Origin of the sequence: Pseudomonas sp. S44 (assembly GCF_016624805.1) — a bacterium.
In the GTDB taxonomy this organism is placed as follows: Bacteria; Pseudomonadota; Gammaproteobacteria; order Pseudomonadales; family Pseudomonadaceae; genus Aquipseudomonas; species Aquipseudomonas machongensis.
In genome coordinates this window covers 96,348-111,055 of sequence record NZ_JACVTY010000017.1, presented here as the reverse complement: position 1 = coordinate 111,055, position 14,708 = coordinate 96,348, and the positions used below count along the sequence as shown (strand labels likewise).

Sequence of the window (14,708 nt, the reverse complement as noted above, 5' to 3'; positions counted from 1 at the left end):
AAGTATTTACCTCGCGCTCGGCTTTCAACAGGCTGGATAGCACAACAAGAAATCAGCCGGCCTCGCCATCATGACCTTATGCAACGGCATATTGCAAGACTCTCCGCAATCCCCATTTCAGTCGCAAGCGATTGATTTAATTCATTTTTATACCCTGCCCCAAGCTATGTGAAACCTGCTTTCGCAGGCCTCATGACGGCCCGAACCTGCTGATAGAAGATTCTCCTTCGAGGAACGACAACAATGACTCAGCCCACCGATCGCCTCTGGGGCGCCCGCTTCGCCTCAGGCCCTGCAGCCGCCCTCGCCGCCCTGTCGCGCTCGCCGCAACGCTATTTCCAGATGGCACCGTACGACCTCGCAGGCTCCCGTGCCCATACCCGTGAGCTGCAGCGCGCAGGGCTGCTGGACAGCGACGAGACCACGCGCATGCTGGCCGCCATCGACACCCTCGACGCCGACTTTCGTGCCGGCCGCGTGCAGCCGATCGAGGACGACGAGGACGTGCACACCTTCCTCGAGCGCGTGCTGACCGAGCGTCTTGGCGCGCTGGGCGGCAAGCTGCGCGCCGGGCGCTCGCGCAATGACCAGGCGGCCAACGACCTGCGGCTGTTCCTGCGCGATCACGCACGCAAGCTCGCCGAACAGGTGCTGGCCCTGCAGGACGCCCTGGTGAGCCAGGCCGAACAGCACGTCGACACACTGTGCCCAGGCTTCACCCACCTGCAACAGGCGCAGCCGATCAGCTTCGCCCACCAGTTGCTGGCCCATGCGCAAGCGATGCTGCGTGACGTGCAGCGCCTGGTCGACTGGGATGCACGCACGGCCCTGTCACCCTTGGGCGCCGCGGCCATGGCGGGCTCGGCCATCGCCCGCCAGCCACAACAGTCGGCGCTGGAGATGGGCTACAGCGGCCCGTGCGAGAACTCCATCGACGCCGTGGCCAGCCGCGACCATGTCGCCGAGTTCCTGTTCATCGCCAGCATGCTCGGCATCAACCTGTCGCGCCTGTCCGAGGAATTCTGCCTGTGGTCGTCGCGCCAGTTCCGCTGGGTCGAGCTGGACGATGCCTATACCACCGGCAGTTCGATCATGCCGCAGAAGAAGAACCCGGACATCGCCGAGCTCACTCGCGGCAAGGCCGGGCGCCTGATCGGCAACCTGACCGGCCTGCTGTCCACCCTCAAGGCCCTGCCGCTGTCGTACAACCGCGACCTGGCCGAGGACAAGAGCGAGGTGATGGACACGCTCGACACGCTGGGCCTGGTGCTCCCGGCCATGGCCGGCATGGTGCGGACCATGCAGGTGCGCGTGGACGAACTGCGCCGCCAGGCGCCGCTGGGCTTCACCCTGGCCACCGAGGTCGCCGACTGGCTGGCCATGCGCGGCGTACCGTTCAAGGAAGCCCACGAGATCACCGGGGCCTTGGTGCGCGCGTGTGAGGCGCAGGACATGGAGCTGTGGCAGGCGAGCCCGGCGATGCTCGCCGACATCGACCCGCGCCTGACACCCGAGATGCGCGAGAGCCTCACCCTGGAAGCTGCCATCGCCATGCGCAGCGGCCACGGAGGTACCGCCCCACAACGCGTGCGCGAGCAGATCGCGCGCCTGAAAGTCGCCCTTGAAGCACAGCAGGCCTGGGCTGCCCATTACCAAGGGCCGCGCACCTGAAGACCTGTGGGCAGCGGTTTCGCAAGGACCTGCTGCCCGCCACCGATCGACACGCCCAGGCGCCCTGCGCCGACTGCGGAGCCACACCATGAGTCAGATACACGCCAAACGCCTCGCCGATGAGCGCAGGCAACAGGAAAACGAGTTCGACATCAGCCGCTACGAGCATGTCCCGCGCCGTTATTACGGGCGCATGTTCTTCGCCACGCTGATCGTCGTGCTGTTGCTGGGGCTGGCCAATGCCTTTGCCAATGGCAAGATCGAATGGGCCTTCGTCGGCCAGTTCCTGACCTCCGAGGCGATCCTCTGGGGCTTGGGCAATACCATCGTCATGTCGGTGATCGCCATGGCCCTGGGCATCGTCTTCGGCGTCATCACGGCGGTGATGCGCATGTCGCAGAACCCGATCCTGCAGTACGTGGCGCTGGCCTACACCTGGCTGTTCCGGGGTACGCCGCTGATCCTGCAACTGTTGCTGTGGTTCAACCTGGCGCTGATCTTCCCCACCATCGGCATTCCTGGCCTGTTCCAGTTCGACACCGTGACGCTGATGACCCCCTTCGTTGCCGCGCTGCTGGGCCTGAGCATCAACCAGGGCGCCTATACCGCCGAAGTGGTGCGTGCCGGTTTGCTGTCGGTGGACACTGGCCAGTACGAAGCGGCCAAGTCGATCGGCATGCCGCGCCTGCAGGCGCTGCGCCGGATCATCCTGCCCCAGGCCATGCGCATCATCATCCCGCCGGTGGGCAACGAGTTCATCGGCATGGTCAAGATGACCAGCCTGGCCAGCGTCATCCAGTATTCGGAGCTGCTGCACAACGCGCAGAACATCTACTACGCCAACGCCCGAGTGATGGAGCTGCTGATCGTTGCCGGCATCTGGTACCTGGCAGTGGTCACCCTGCTGTCGTTCGGCCAGAGCCGCCTGGAACGTCACTTCGCCAAGGGCGCTGGCAAGCGCTCCTGATCGGCCATAGAGAGAACATGCCCATGAGAAGCATCGTCAAGGCCGTCGGCCTGCAGAAATACTACGGCGACTACCACGCGCTGAACGACATCAACCTGGAAATCGAGCAAGGCGAAGTGCTCTGCGTGATCGGCCCTTCGGGCTCCGGCAAGAGCACCTTCCTGCGCTGCATCAACCAGCTGGAAAAAGTCGATGGCGGCGGCCTGTGGGTCGACGGGGAGCTGGTCGGCTACCGCATGGCCGGCAACAAGCTGCACGAACTGACCGAATCGCAGATCGCCCGCCAGCGCCTGGCCACCGGCATGGTGTTCCAGCGTTTCAACCTGTTCCCGCACCTGACGGTGCTGCAGAACATCATCGAAGGCCCCTGCCAGGTGCTGCGCCGCTCGCCCAAGGAAGCTACCGAGGATGCCCTCGAACTGCTGGCCCGGGTCGGCCTGAGCGACAAGCGCGACCATTACCCGATCCAGCTTTCCGGTGGCCAGCAACAGCGTGTGGCCATCGCCCGCGCCCTGGCCATGCGTCCGAAACTGATGCTGTTCGACGAACCCACCTCCGCGCTGGACCCCGAGCTGGTCGGCGAGGTGCTATCGGTCATGCGTGACCTGGCCAAGTCCGGCATGACCATGGTCGTGGTCACCCATGAGCTGGGCTTTGCCCGCGAGGTGTCCAATCGAGTGGTATTCATGGACGCCGGACAGATCGTAGAAGCAGGAAGCCCCGAAGAGGTGCTCCTGGCCCCCCAGAACCCGCGGACCCAGAACTTCATTTCCGCGGTTCGTACCTGACTGCCGCCCACAACCATAAAGAGAACCCTAGGCATGAAAAAAACCCTTCTTGCGTGCAGCGTACTGACCGCCTTGGCCTTCAACGTCCAGGCCGCCACGGAACTTCCGGCCTCGATCAAGGCCAAGGGCGAAATCGTCGCCGCAATCGTCCCCAACTACCCACCGATGGATTTCAAGGACCCGGCCACCAACCAGCTGACCGGCGTCGATGTCGACCTGGGCAACGCCCTGGCCGAACGCCTGGGGGTGAAGATCAAGTGGCAGGAGACCGCCTTCGAGCAGATGATCAGCGCCCTGGTCACCAAGCGCGTCGACATCATCCTTTCGGGCATGACCGACACCAAGGAACGCCAGCAAGTGGTGACCTTCGTCGACTACTTCACCAGCGGCCCACAGTTCTACACCCTGCAAAGCCGCGGCGAGATCAACGAGATGACCGACCTGTGCGGCAAGAAAGTCGGCACCAGCCGCCGCACCACCTGGCCCAACGATGTCGCTACCTGGAGCAAGGCCAACTGCGAGGCCAACGGCAAGCCGGCAGTGATCGTGCTCGGCTCCGAAGGCAGTGCCGACGCGCGTGCGCAACTGCGCCAAGGGCGCCTTGATGCCGCCGTGCAAGGCAGCGAAACGCTGCCGTATATCCAGGACCTGGAGAAAGGTACCTTCAAGAGCCTTGGCACGCCGCTGACCACCCAGCTCACCGGACTGGGCGTGGCCAAGGATAACGCTGCGCTGTCGGCTGCGATTCGCAGCGAACTGCAGGCGATGGTCGACGATGGCAGCTACCGCAAGATCCTGGAGAAATGGGGCGCAGCCGATGGCGTGCTGAACCCGATCACCATCAACGGCGGGAAGTGATTCGACCGGTTGAAATTGCGGCGTACTTTTCGCGGGTGAAACCGCGAAAAGGCCCATACCGACATTTCCCAATGCCCGAGAATGGACTGTGGCCACTTACTCCCCCGTCATCCGCCGCTTGATGCTGAGCTCGCTGACCCTGGTGATCAGCCGCTCGCTCACCAGCCCCCTGTTGGCCTTGTTCCTCACGACACAACTGGGCATGGCCCAGCATGACGTCGGCTTGCTGATCAGTGTCGCCGCACTGTCGGGCACGGTGTTCGGCCTCTACGGCGGCTACGTGATCGACCGCTTCGACAAGCGTCGCCTGCTGGGCCTGGCGATGCTTTCGACCGCGATCGGTTTCCTCCTGCTGACCTTCGCCCAGGACGCCTGGCAGGCCGTGCTGACCCTGGTGCTGACCGAATCGGCCTCGGCGCTGTTCGTCATCGGTTCCAAGGCCATGCTCGGCGAGTACCTGGCCGTCGAGCAGCGCGCCAAGGCCTTCTCCTTGCGCTACACCCTTACCAATATCGGCTATGCGACCGGCCCGATGCTCGGCGTGGTGCTGGTCGGGGTGCACCCGCTGGCGCCCTTCTGGACCGCCAGTGCGGTGGCACTGCTGAGCCTGTGGGTGATGAGCGCGGTTCCCGCGAGCACGGCGAGCAGCGCCCCGTCCGCGCAGACGCCAACCCGCTTCATGGCGGTACTGGCGGCTGTGCGCACCGACCGCATCCTGTTGCTGTTCACCGCGGGCAGCTTGCTCAACGCACTGGTGCACGGACGCTTCACCATCTACCTGTCGCAGTACCTGCTGGTGAAATACCCACCCGCGCAAGCCATGACCACCCTCTCGGCGCTGCTGGCCTGCAACGCCCTGGTGGTGATCGTGCTGCAATTCCAGTTCGGCCGGTTGCTCAGCCGTGACAACCTGGGGCGCTGGATGAGCATCGGTGCGGTGCTGTTCATCGGCGGGCTGGCGGGGTTCCTGTATGCCGACAACCTGATCAGTTGGTGCCTGGCAATGTTCGTCTTCACCCTGGGCGAGATGATCCTGCTGCCCAGCGAATTCCTGTTCATCGACAGCATTGCCCCTGAACACCTCAAGGGCAGTTACTACGGATTCCAGAACCTGGCGGCAGTCGGCGGCGCACTGAGCCCGGTACTGTGCGGCTACCTGCTGGGGACAGGCATGCCCGGCAGCATGTTCATCGCGCTGATGGTCACCGCCGCCTGCGGCGGCGGGTTGTGTGCTGCGGCATGCCTGTGGGCGCAGCATCGGCGTGAGGGACCGCCGACGCTCTGACTCAATACGCCTGGCGCAGGGCCTGGTCCAGATCGCGTTGCAACGAACGCACGTCCTCCAGCCCCACGTGCAGGCGCACCAGGGGCCCGCCCAGGGTCGGCGCAAACTGGCGCTCGCGTGTGCCGGCCAAGGTCACCAGGCTTTCGTAGCCGCCCCAGGATGCACCGATCCCGAACAGGCGCAGGCCATTGACAAAGGCCTCGGCACTCGCCAGCGATGGATTCGCCAGGGTGAAACTGAGCAAGCCATTGCTACCGCTGAAATCGCGCTGCCACAAGGCGTGCCCAGGGTGCTCCGGCAAGGCTGGATGGAACACCTGCGCCACGTCCTCGCGCTGTTGCAACCAGCGCGCGATGTCCAACCCCTGACGCTCGTGCACGGCCATGCGGCTGGCCAGACTGCGCGCACCACGCAACACCAGCCAGGCATCGTCGGGGCTTACGGTGCAGCCGCAGTTGTCGCTCATGCGCGAGAGCGCGGCAAAGGCTTCGCGGGTGGTGCAGACACTGCCCATCATCACGTCGCTGTGTCCGCCCAGGTACTTGGTCAAGGCCATGACCGAAATGTCGGCGCCCAAGGTCAGCGGCCGGTGCAGGTAGCCCGAGCCCCAGGTGTTGTCGACGGCCAGCAGCACGCCGCGGGCCTTGCACAGGGCAGCCATGGCCGGCAGGTCGTTGAGCTCGTAGAGCAACGAGCTGGGGCTTTCGCTGTAGACCATGCGTGTTTCGGCGCGCAGCGCCTGCTCCAGGTCACGACCGTCGGCGGCGAAGTACTGCACCTGCACGCCGAAGGGTTCGAGCAGCTCACGCGCCAGGCGCCGCACCGGATCGTAGACACCATCGCTGATCAGCAGATGATCTCCCGGACGCAAGTAGGCCAGGAACGTCTGGGCGATTGCCTGCAGGCCGGTGGCAAACAGCCGGGTGCGATACCCCCCTTCCAGTTCGCTGACCAGGTCTTCCAGGGCAAAGGCCGTGGGGTTGCCACGGGCACCATAGCTGAGCACGCGCTCCTGGTCGCGACGGCTACGGGCCTGGCGCATGTCGGCGACGCTGTCGAACAACACCGTGCTCAGGCGACTGACCGGCGGATTGACGCCATGGGCACCCACGCCCTGCTCGCCTCGCCCACCGTGCACCAGGCGCGTGGCCACCGGGTCGACAGCGGTCAATGGGCTGAAGCTACGGGTTTCGGCCTCGTTCATCTGGGCAATCAGGCCGGTTTCCCAGGCCAGGTACTGGCGCGCCGCGTCCTTGTTGCCGCTGTGCCGGTCATGGACGAAGAACAGGAAATCGATACAGTCCGCATCCGGCAACGACAGGTCGTTGTCCACCTGCGGCCAGTCGTCCAGCGATGCACGGGGGAACAGCCGCGCAGCCTGTTGCTGGGCAGGTGTCAGCTCGGCGAGCGCCAACTGTGCCACGCGCGGATCGTCGGCGATGAACACCAGGCGCTGCCCAGCTCCGCCCACCTGCTGCGCCAATTGCGGACGGATCGACCACCGGGCGCCTTGCAGGTGGCGCTTGCGGTAGGCGGTGCTGGAGCGCAGGTCGATCAGTAACGCCTCTGCAAGCTCATCGGCGCGGGCTTCGGCGAGGGTCACCGGCAATGGCGCAGCAACGTCCAGAGCCAGGCCGCTGTCCAGGCCGCCTTCGAGCACATGGGCCTCGTGGCCCATCTGGCGCAGCCAACTGGCGACCACCGGCGCACGCACGCCATCGGTGTCGAACAGCACCACGCGGGCCTTGCGCACACCGATATACAGGTCGGTACCCTGAATCAGCTGGCCGCCTGGGCAATGCTGTGCGCCCGGCAGGCTGCCGGCGGCGAATTCTTCAGGGGTGCGCACGTCGCAGAGAAACAGGCTGCGCCCGGCGTCGGCGGCCCACTGCCGGACCTGCTGTGCGTCCACCCAGGCAACCCCCGCCTGCTGGGCCAGCTGCCGCGCTCGCGCACGCTGTCTGGGCAGTGCGGCGCCGCTGTGTTCGGGATACCCGCGTTGGCTGCCGTGATCCAGCGGCAGGTCCACCAGGTACCAGCCTTGGGTGCCGTTCTCCAAGGCATAGACCGGGTTGTCTATGCCCAGGTTGATCAGCGTCTGCGCACCGATGATGCTGCGGGTGCGGCCGGCGCAATTGATCACCACGGGGGTGTGCGGGTCGCTCACCAGGTCTTCCAGGCGATAGCCCAGCTCGCCATTCGGACAGCAGGTGGCGCCGGGGATGCTCATCTTGGCGAACTCCTCCAGCGGGCGACCATCGAGCAGCACCAACGGCTTGCCTTGGCGCTGCCACTCGGCCAGCTCCTGGGCACTGATGCGCGGGGTGTGGCAGGCATGCTCGACCAGCTCGCCGAAAGCCTTCGAGGGCAAGTGCACACCGGCGAACAGCTCGAAACCGGCGCGCTGCCAGCCCAGGCTGCCGCCCTCCAGGCACTGCACGCAGGTGTAGCCCAACGCTTGCAGACGCTGGGCCCCGCGTTGGGCCAACGCACCGCCGTCCTCGTCGTAGACCACCACGCGTACCGCAGGAGTGGGCGCGAGGCGCTGCGCTTCGAGCTCAAGACGGCTGTAGGGCAGATTGACGGCGTAAAACAGATGGGCCTCGCCGTATTGACCGTGCTCGCGCAGGTCGAACAGGGCGATTTCCTGGCCGTCGAACAGCCAGGTGTGCAGGAGCTCGGGGGTGATGCTGGGGATCATGGGACGCAGTCCGTGGTCGTTGGTGGGGTGCAGGGCTGGCAGATCGTGTCGCGCTGTTCGCGGGCAAGCCCGCTCCTACAGGTGCCTTACTGGGCATTCAGGATGTAGGAGCGGGCTTGCCCGCGAAAAGCGCGACACCGATCTCAAAGCCCGTAAGCCTCGATCGAAGGCGCCATCTGTGATTTGTTGTAGTTCACCACGCTGCCGTCATCCTTGACGCCGTAGCGGTGTTCCAGAGACTCCAGCGGGCGGCCATAGAGGTGGAAGTGCAGCGTCGGGCTGTCGCCCTCGACGCGGATGCCATGCAGATCCTCGCCCAGGAAGGCCACCGAGGTTCCCGGCTGCACCACGATCTCGCGCTCCAGCGCCAGGGTGGCACGGGCCGGATCGCTGCCGTCGTCTTCGCGGCGGTACACGCGGTTGAGCTCCTGGCCCTCGACGGCGACGATGATCGCCCAGGTCTCATGGTTGTGCGGCAGGGTCGCCTTGCCCGGCAACAGCGAATTGACGTACAGGGTCGGCGACTCGCCGTCGTCATTCAGGCGATAGCGAAACTGGGTTTCGCCGGTGGCGGCATCCGGGGCCGGAAAACGCTCGAAGTTGAACAATTCGCGGCGCTCGGCCAGGCCCTCGAGCAGCTTGACGATCTGCTGCAGAGCTGCACGGTCGACGCCGCGCGCATGGATGGCGCGCACTTGCGCAAGGAACGGCTGGATCACGGAATCACGGGACATGGTCGGTCTCTCTTGGCTGGAGGCTGAAATCACACGCTGAGGCTGTAGCGCCCCAGGTTGGTCAATACATCGGGCGCCGGGCGGCTCGGGCGCTGACTGCCCTCGCCCAGCGCGTGCTGGAGGAAGGCCTGGGTGCGTGCATGGGTCGGGGCACGGAACACCTGCTCGGCGCTGCCGTGCTCGACGATGCGGCCATGCTCGGTGAAGTACACCTGGTCGCTGATCTCTTCGGCAAAGCGCATCTCGTGGGTGACCAGCACGCAGGTCATGCCCTCCTCGGTCAACTCGCGGATCACCGCCAGCACCTCGCCGACCATCTCGGGGTCGAGCGCCGAGGTCACCTCATCGAACAGGATCAGCTTGGGCCGCATGGCCAGGGCTCGGGCAATCGCCACGCGCTGCTGCTGGCCGCCGGAGAGCTCACCGGGAAATGCCGTGGCCTTGTGGCCCAGGCGAACCTTGTCGAGCAGTGCCAGGGCCTCGTCACGGACCTCCTGACGCGGGCGGCCAAGGACCTTGGTCGGGGCGATCAGCAGGTTGTCGAGCACACTCAGGTGGGGAAACAGGTTGTACTGCTGGAAGACGAAACCGACCTGCTTGCGCAGGGCGATCAGCCCGGCTTCGCCCTGCAGTTGCTCCACCGCGGTATCGCCTATGCGGATGCTGCCGCGCTGCGGGCGCAACAGCCCGGTCATGCAGCGCAGGATGGTCGATTTGCCTGAGCCGGACGGGCCGATGATCGACACCGCCTGCCCGGCCTGCACGTCCAGGTCGATACCGCGCAGCACCGGATTGTCGCCAAAGGCCAGGTGCACATCGCGAAGCTGGATCAAAGGTTCAGAAGGCATAGCGACGCTCCAGGCGTTGGGTCAGGCGGGCAATCGGGTAGCAGTAGACGAAGAACAGCGCCAGCACACTGAAATACACCAGCACCGTGAAACCGCTACGGTTGACGGTGTTGGCAGCGATTTGCGCGCTGTCGATCAGGTCGTGCACGCCCACCAGCGAAGCCAGTGCGGTGCCCATGGTCACCACCGCGTACAGGTTCATCCACGGCGGCAACATGCGCCGCAGGCACTGCGGCAGAATGATCGAGCAGAAAATCTGACCACGGCTGAAGGCCAGCGAACGCGCAGCCTCCCACTGAGTCGCCGGAATCGAGGCGACCGCGCCGCGGAAGATCTCGGCAACGTTGGCGCTGGCTGGCAGTGCAAGGCCCACAGTGACCTTGAGCCAGTCGGGAAAGGCCACCCAGGTACCGGCAATCTGCACATCGAACGGGAATACATAGGAAGTAAAGTAGATCAGCACCAACCAGGGCGCATTGCGAAACACCTGCACCCACAACCGCGCCACGCCGCGCAGGGGGCGCAGCGGCGACAGCAGCAGCATCCCCACCAACAGGCCCAGCAGCGTACCCAGGGCGATGGCTCCGACGCTGATCTGGATGTTCTGCAACAGGCCCGCGCCCAGGGTGGGCGACCACTGCCAGAGCGTGGCGAAATGCTCAATGGCCATAACCGGGCATCCTCAGGCGCGCTTCCAGGGCGCGGCCGATACAGTTGACTGCAAAGCTGAGCAGTCCGAAAAAGGCCAGGATCAGCAGCATCAGTTCGATGACGTTGTCGCCCTGGGTCCAGATCATGATCGACGCATAGGTGATGTCGTTGACGGCGATGGCCGAGGCCACGGCGGTCATCTTCACCAGGTCGATCAGGTTGTTGACCAGCGCCGGCAAGGCGAAGCGCACGGCCAGTGGCAACTGCACCTGCAGCAGTTGCTGGCGACGGCTGAAGGCCAGCGAGCTGGCCGCTTCGAGGGTCACTGCCGGCACCGCCTCGATCCCTGCGCGCAGGGCTTCGGCGTGAAAGGCGCCCTTGTGCAGGGAGATCACCAGCACCACCCAGGCGAAGGGGGTCATGGGGTTGGCATTGCCCAGGCTCTGGTTGATCAGCATGTTCAACACCAGGAAGGCGCAGTACAGCTGCACCAGGGTCGGCGTGTTACGCGTCACCTCGATGAAGGCCCGCGCCGGCCAGGCCAGCCAGCGCTGCCCGGACGTGACCGCAGCAGCCAGCAGCACCCCCACCAGCAAGCTGCCGAGGATGCTGAACAGGCACAGGCCGAGCGTGGTCAGCGCACCGTCGAACAGCTTGCCACTGGCGTAGGTGTCGAGCAGGAATGCATAGTTCAGGCCGAGATGGGCAAGCTGCCCCACCAGCCAGTGCAGGCTGTCGCTCATCAGGCGCCTTCGCCCTGCAGCTTGGCACGCAACTCCACCAGCGCCGGCGAGGCCGGGGTGATGTGGTTGGCCTGCTCACGTTCGATCAGCCAGCCACTGCGGTGCCATTGCTTGACGAAGGGGTCCAGGCGCTGCTGGGTGTCGGTTTCGCCCAGGCGGGTCCAGATCACCGAGGGCGCCGGGTTCAGCTCCGGGGTCAGGGCACGATAGCCGCTCCACTCTCCCCCCTTGGCCAACAGCGGATTGATCAGCGTGGCGTCATGCACGGCGGCCACGCAGTTGTTACCGCGCAGGGCCAGCAGGGATTCGGCGGAGGTCTTGAAGGCCTTGAGGTCGGCGCCCAGGTCGATCAGTGCCTGGGTGTAGCTGCTGCCCTGGGAGGTGCACACCGGCTGGCCCTTGAGGTCGGCCCAGGTCTTGACCGGGCTGTCCTTGGCCAGCGCGGCGGTGCCGCCAACCCGGTAGAACGGCGTGGGCACATGGCCCAGCAGCTTGTCGCGCTCAGGTGTCCATTCCATGTTGGCGATCAGCAGATCGACCTTGCCTTGCTGCAGGAACTGCACGCGATTGGCCGGCTGTACCGCGACCAGATCGACCTCGACGCCCAACTGGCGCGCCAGGTCGCGGGCCAGATCGACGCTGAAACCGATCGGCTCGCGGGTGTTCGGGTCGATGGCACCGAAGGGACCGCCGGAAAGCACCACCCCCACCGCCAGCTTGTGGCGCTGCTGGATCTTGTCCAGGGTGGCATCGGCCTGGGCAAGGCCGCTGGCGGCAAGGCCGGTGGTGGCGAGCAACGCGGCAAACAGGCCGCGACGGGCAACGGTGGACAGCGACATGGTGGGGCTCCTCATCCCGGCAGCCGGAACATCCGGCCAATGAGGGCGCATCCTAGAAACTTGGTGGGATCAGGGGAAATGCAAATATTGACTATCGTTATAACTTGGATCGAATGAGTAGGAGCTTGATTTGGCATAAGCAGCGTAAAATATGGGTTTTGCATCAAGGCGTTGCAAATCCAGGCCAACAAAACATAATAATTCTTTATTGTTTATTGACTGACAGTAATGTAAAAACGGGCGATCCGCCTCCCCCACTCCAACCGCAGGCCCGCCGATGACCGCACCCGCCCTGGACCTCGATCTGCTACGCACCTTCGTCGCCATCGTCGATCACACAAGCTTCGCCGAAGCCGGTCGCCACCTGGCCCGCACCCAGGCCTCGGTCACCCAGCACATGCAACGGCTGGAACAGCAGGTGGGCGTAGCGCTGCTGCGCAAGCAGGGCCGACACAAAGCCCTCACCGATGCCGGCCGCCAGTTGTTGCGCCATGCCCGGCAGATGCTCGCACTCAATGACGAAGCCCTCGCCGGCCTGCGTCAGGACGGCCTGAGCGGCGTGCTGCGGATCGGTTCGCCGCATGACATCGCCGACACCATCCTGCCACCTCTGCTTGGCCATATCGCCCGTTCGGCGCCGAACCTGCGCCTGGAGATAAACGTCGGCCGCAGCCCGTTTCTGATGGACGACCTGCAGCGTGGCAAGGTCGACATGGTCATTTCCACCGTCACCGCCCCCGGCGTGGAGGGTTTCGCCTTGCGCACCTCGCCGGTGTGGTGGATCTGTGCAGCGCAGTACCAGCACATCCCCGGCGAACCGCTACCGTTGGTGCTGGTGGACGAACCCAGCCTGTACCGCCGACTGGCCCTGGACGCCCTGGAACAGGCCGGCATACCGTGGCGCCAGGCCTACCTGGCGTCCAACCTGATCGGCATCAAGGCCGCAGTCCGCGCAGGATTGGGCATCACCGCGCGCAGCCAGGAGATGGTCGGCCCGGACATGCGCGTGCTCGGCCAGAGCGACGGCCTGCCGCCTCTGCCGGACGTCACCTACCACCTGTGGGTACGGGCCAATACGGTCAACCCGCTAGTGCGCCAGGCCTATGCCATGGTGCGCGCCAGCGTGGGGCTGTGAGCCAATCGCCACGGCCCACCGCGATGCGCTAGAGTGGCGACCTCTCACTCGGTAAGGATGCCCCCATGTCGTTCGCCCCCGCCATTCCCGTGCTGCGCATCTTCTCGGTCGACAAGGCCAAGGAGTTCTACCTCGATTTCCTGGGCTTCACCATCGACTGGGAACACCGCTTCGCCCCGGACCTGCCGCTGTATGTGCAGATTCACCGCGACGGGCTGATCCTGCACCTGTCCGAACACTATGGCGACGCCACGCCAGGCTCCACCGTGTTTGCCCGGGTCGAAGACCTCAAGGCGCTCGAAAGCGAACTGCAGGCCAAAAAGTACGGTTATTCACGCCCCGAAGCCGAGCGGGTGGACTGGGGGCTGCAAATGCAGATCCGTGATCCGTTCGGCAATTTGCTGCGGTTTTGTCAGCAGATAGGGGATGCATAGCATTACTGAAATCTCCTACGCACTACTTAGAAGCAAGTGAATAGGCTCAGCAGCGAAAGTTCTGCATTGTGCGCGAACCTGAAATGGATTCGACACCAGTAAGGAACTTCGCTTGCAGGTTACAAGGACATATCAAGTCGTCGCTCATCACGGGATCACATTCCAAATCAACGAATTGATCGTCCAACCCTCAGATCGAAGCCGCTTGAACCAGCTTTGTTTTACCGCGGCCCGTCAAGATAATTATCGAATTACCGACCTCATCATTGATGTCTACGATCGCATGCAGGCAAATGACAGGCCGTGCTCGCTGCGTGTAGCCATCTCCTCCCCTCTCACTCGAAGCCAGGCTGACCTGTTGAACGAGCAGCGCAACAGCGTCGGCGCCGTATTTGGAAGCGCCGTCAGCACCCCGATCGGGACCGTTACGCTTGCAGGAGGCTTGGTAGTGGGCGGCCTGGTCGGCTCCTATGTCACCAGTCGCATCCCGACATTCCACTCCGGAGACAGAATTGTCAGTATTCAAGCCCAAGTTCAAGGCGGCATAGGACCTCAGCGCACCAACAAGAGCCTGATCATCAACAGTCGAGCCACCTGATGAACGATTTGATCAGCATCATCTTATTGTCCCTGATTGCACTCATCACAGACCGAATCCTTTGTCGTCCGAACATGCGCAAGTGGGCGGGCATCGCATTAATCTCATGTGCCATCGCAAGCCTTTTCTTGCTCGGACATGGAACATTGCTGGGCATCCCAGCATTTCTATGGCCGATATTTCTGGCCGCCACAGGCATCCACCTGCTTACCCATCAAACGAAACATTGTTCAGATGCCGATCATGGAGAAGGCTCGTAGCACAACGGTACAGAGCGAGCACTGCGGATAGGCCAAACGGCTACGCAAAATACCTCACGCCCGACCAGAGCCCCCACCAGCACTGCACTGCAGATCATCCGACAGCCAGCCAACCAATTCATGACTGGCCGTTCCCCATCCTCTGCGGATGTATTATCGTGGCGAGGTGCGCATTTAAAAGCAGCCCGAGCGATCG

The 14,708-nt window shown here is 64.2% G+C and carries 15 protein-coding genes; 9 read left to right on the top strand and 6 right to left on the bottom strand.

Translation table 11 applies throughout. The features are described from left to right. Positions 1-243: 243 nt before the first annotated feature. The 5 genes from argH (at position 244) to IAE40_RS14810 (ending at position 5,569) form a co-directional block, all read left to right on the top strand. Entirely contained in the window at positions 244-1,671 is a 1,428-nt protein-coding gene (gene argH, locus IAE40_RS14830; RefSeq protein WP_200603452.1) for an argininosuccinate lyase, read from the top strand. A gap of 88 nt (positions 1,672-1,759) precedes the next feature. Further along, on the top strand, positions 1,760-2,638 hold the full coding sequence (locus tag IAE40_RS14825) for an amino acid ABC transporter permease (protein ID WP_054891502.1): 879 nt from the start codon (positions 1,760-1,762) through the stop codon (positions 2,636-2,638). A 23-nt stretch (positions 2,639-2,661) separates the two neighbouring features. Next, positions 2,662-3,426, top strand: a complete 765-nt coding sequence (locus IAE40_RS14820; protein ID WP_054891503.1) for an amino acid ABC transporter ATP-binding protein — start codon at positions 2,662-2,664, stop codon at positions 3,424-3,426. A 33-nt stretch (positions 3,427-3,459) separates the two neighbouring features. Then, positions 3,460-4,284: an ABC transporter substrate-binding protein gene (locus IAE40_RS14815; protein WP_197890956.1), complete on the top strand. Its 825-nt coding sequence runs from the start codon at positions 3,460-3,462 to the stop codon at positions 4,282-4,284. Between the two features lie 88 nt (positions 4,285-4,372). Next, on the top strand, positions 4,373-5,569 hold the full coding sequence (locus IAE40_RS14810; RefSeq protein ID WP_200603451.1) for an MFS transporter: 1,197 nt from the start codon (positions 4,373-4,375) through the stop codon (positions 5,567-5,569). 1 nt (position 5,570) lies between these two features. On the opposite strand, the gene metC is transcribed toward IAE40_RS14810, so the two are convergent. The 6 genes from metC to IAE40_RS14780 all read right to left on the bottom strand — a co-directional run bounded on the left by metC (position 5,571) and on the right by IAE40_RS14780 (position 12,085). Further along, on the bottom strand, positions 5,571-8,270 hold the full coding sequence (gene metC / locus IAE40_RS14805) for a cystathionine beta-lyase (RefSeq protein ID WP_197890952.1): 2,700 nt from the start codon (positions 8,268-8,270) through the stop codon (positions 5,571-5,573). A gap of 143 nt (positions 8,271-8,413) precedes the next feature. Then, positions 8,414-9,004: a cysteine dioxygenase family protein gene (locus tag IAE40_RS14800; RefSeq protein ID WP_063545217.1), complete on the bottom strand. Its 591-nt coding sequence runs from the start codon at positions 9,002-9,004 to the stop codon at positions 8,414-8,416. A 29-nt stretch (positions 9,005-9,033) separates the two neighbouring features. After that, the gene (locus IAE40_RS14795) at positions 9,034-9,852 is read right to left on the bottom strand and encodes an amino acid ABC transporter ATP-binding protein (protein WP_054891508.1); all 819 of its coding nucleotides are present in this window, start codon (positions 9,850-9,852) and stop codon (positions 9,034-9,036) included. Further along, positions 9,842-10,522, bottom strand: a complete 681-nt coding sequence (locus IAE40_RS14790; protein WP_200603450.1) for an amino acid ABC transporter permease — start codon at positions 10,520-10,522, stop codon at positions 9,842-9,844. Before IAE40_RS14790 ends, IAE40_RS14795 begins: the two co-directional genes overlap by 11 nt. After that, a complete protein-coding gene (locus IAE40_RS14785) occupies positions 10,512-11,246 on the bottom strand; it encodes an ABC transporter permease subunit (protein WP_200603449.1) in 735 nt (244 codons plus the stop codon). The genes IAE40_RS14790 and IAE40_RS14785 overlap by 11 nt, the downstream gene beginning before the upstream one ends. Continuing rightward, complete coding sequence (locus tag IAE40_RS14780; protein ID WP_125929664.1) at positions 11,246-12,085, bottom strand: transporter substrate-binding domain-containing protein; 840 nt, start codon at positions 12,083-12,085, stop codon at positions 11,246-11,248. The genes IAE40_RS14785 and IAE40_RS14780 overlap by 1 nt, the downstream gene beginning before the upstream one ends. Before the next feature lie 277 nt (positions 12,086-12,362). Here IAE40_RS14780 and IAE40_RS14775 point away from each other — a divergent pair, with 277 nt between their 5' ends. From IAE40_RS14775 to IAE40_RS14760, 4 genes are all read left to right on the top strand, one after another. Continuing rightward, positions 12,363-13,220: a LysR substrate-binding domain-containing protein gene (locus IAE40_RS14775; RefSeq protein WP_054891512.1), complete on the top strand. Its 858-nt coding sequence runs from the start codon at positions 12,363-12,365 to the stop codon at positions 13,218-13,220. Positions 13,221-13,285: 65 nt separating this feature from the next. Further along, a complete protein-coding gene (locus tag IAE40_RS14770; RefSeq protein ID WP_200603448.1) occupies positions 13,286-13,654 on the top strand; it encodes a glyoxalase superfamily protein in 369 nt (122 codons plus the stop codon). Between the two features lie 205 nt (positions 13,655-13,859). Then, positions 13,860-14,252, top strand: a complete 393-nt coding sequence (locus tag IAE40_RS14765; RefSeq protein WP_200603447.1) for a hypothetical protein — start codon at positions 13,860-13,862, stop codon at positions 14,250-14,252. Beyond that, positions 14,252-14,512, top strand: a complete 261-nt coding sequence (locus tag IAE40_RS14760; RefSeq protein ID WP_200603446.1) for a hypothetical protein — start codon at positions 14,252-14,254, stop codon at positions 14,510-14,512. Before IAE40_RS14765 ends, IAE40_RS14760 begins: the two co-directional genes overlap by 1 nt. Positions 14,513-14,708: the final 196 nt, after the last annotated feature.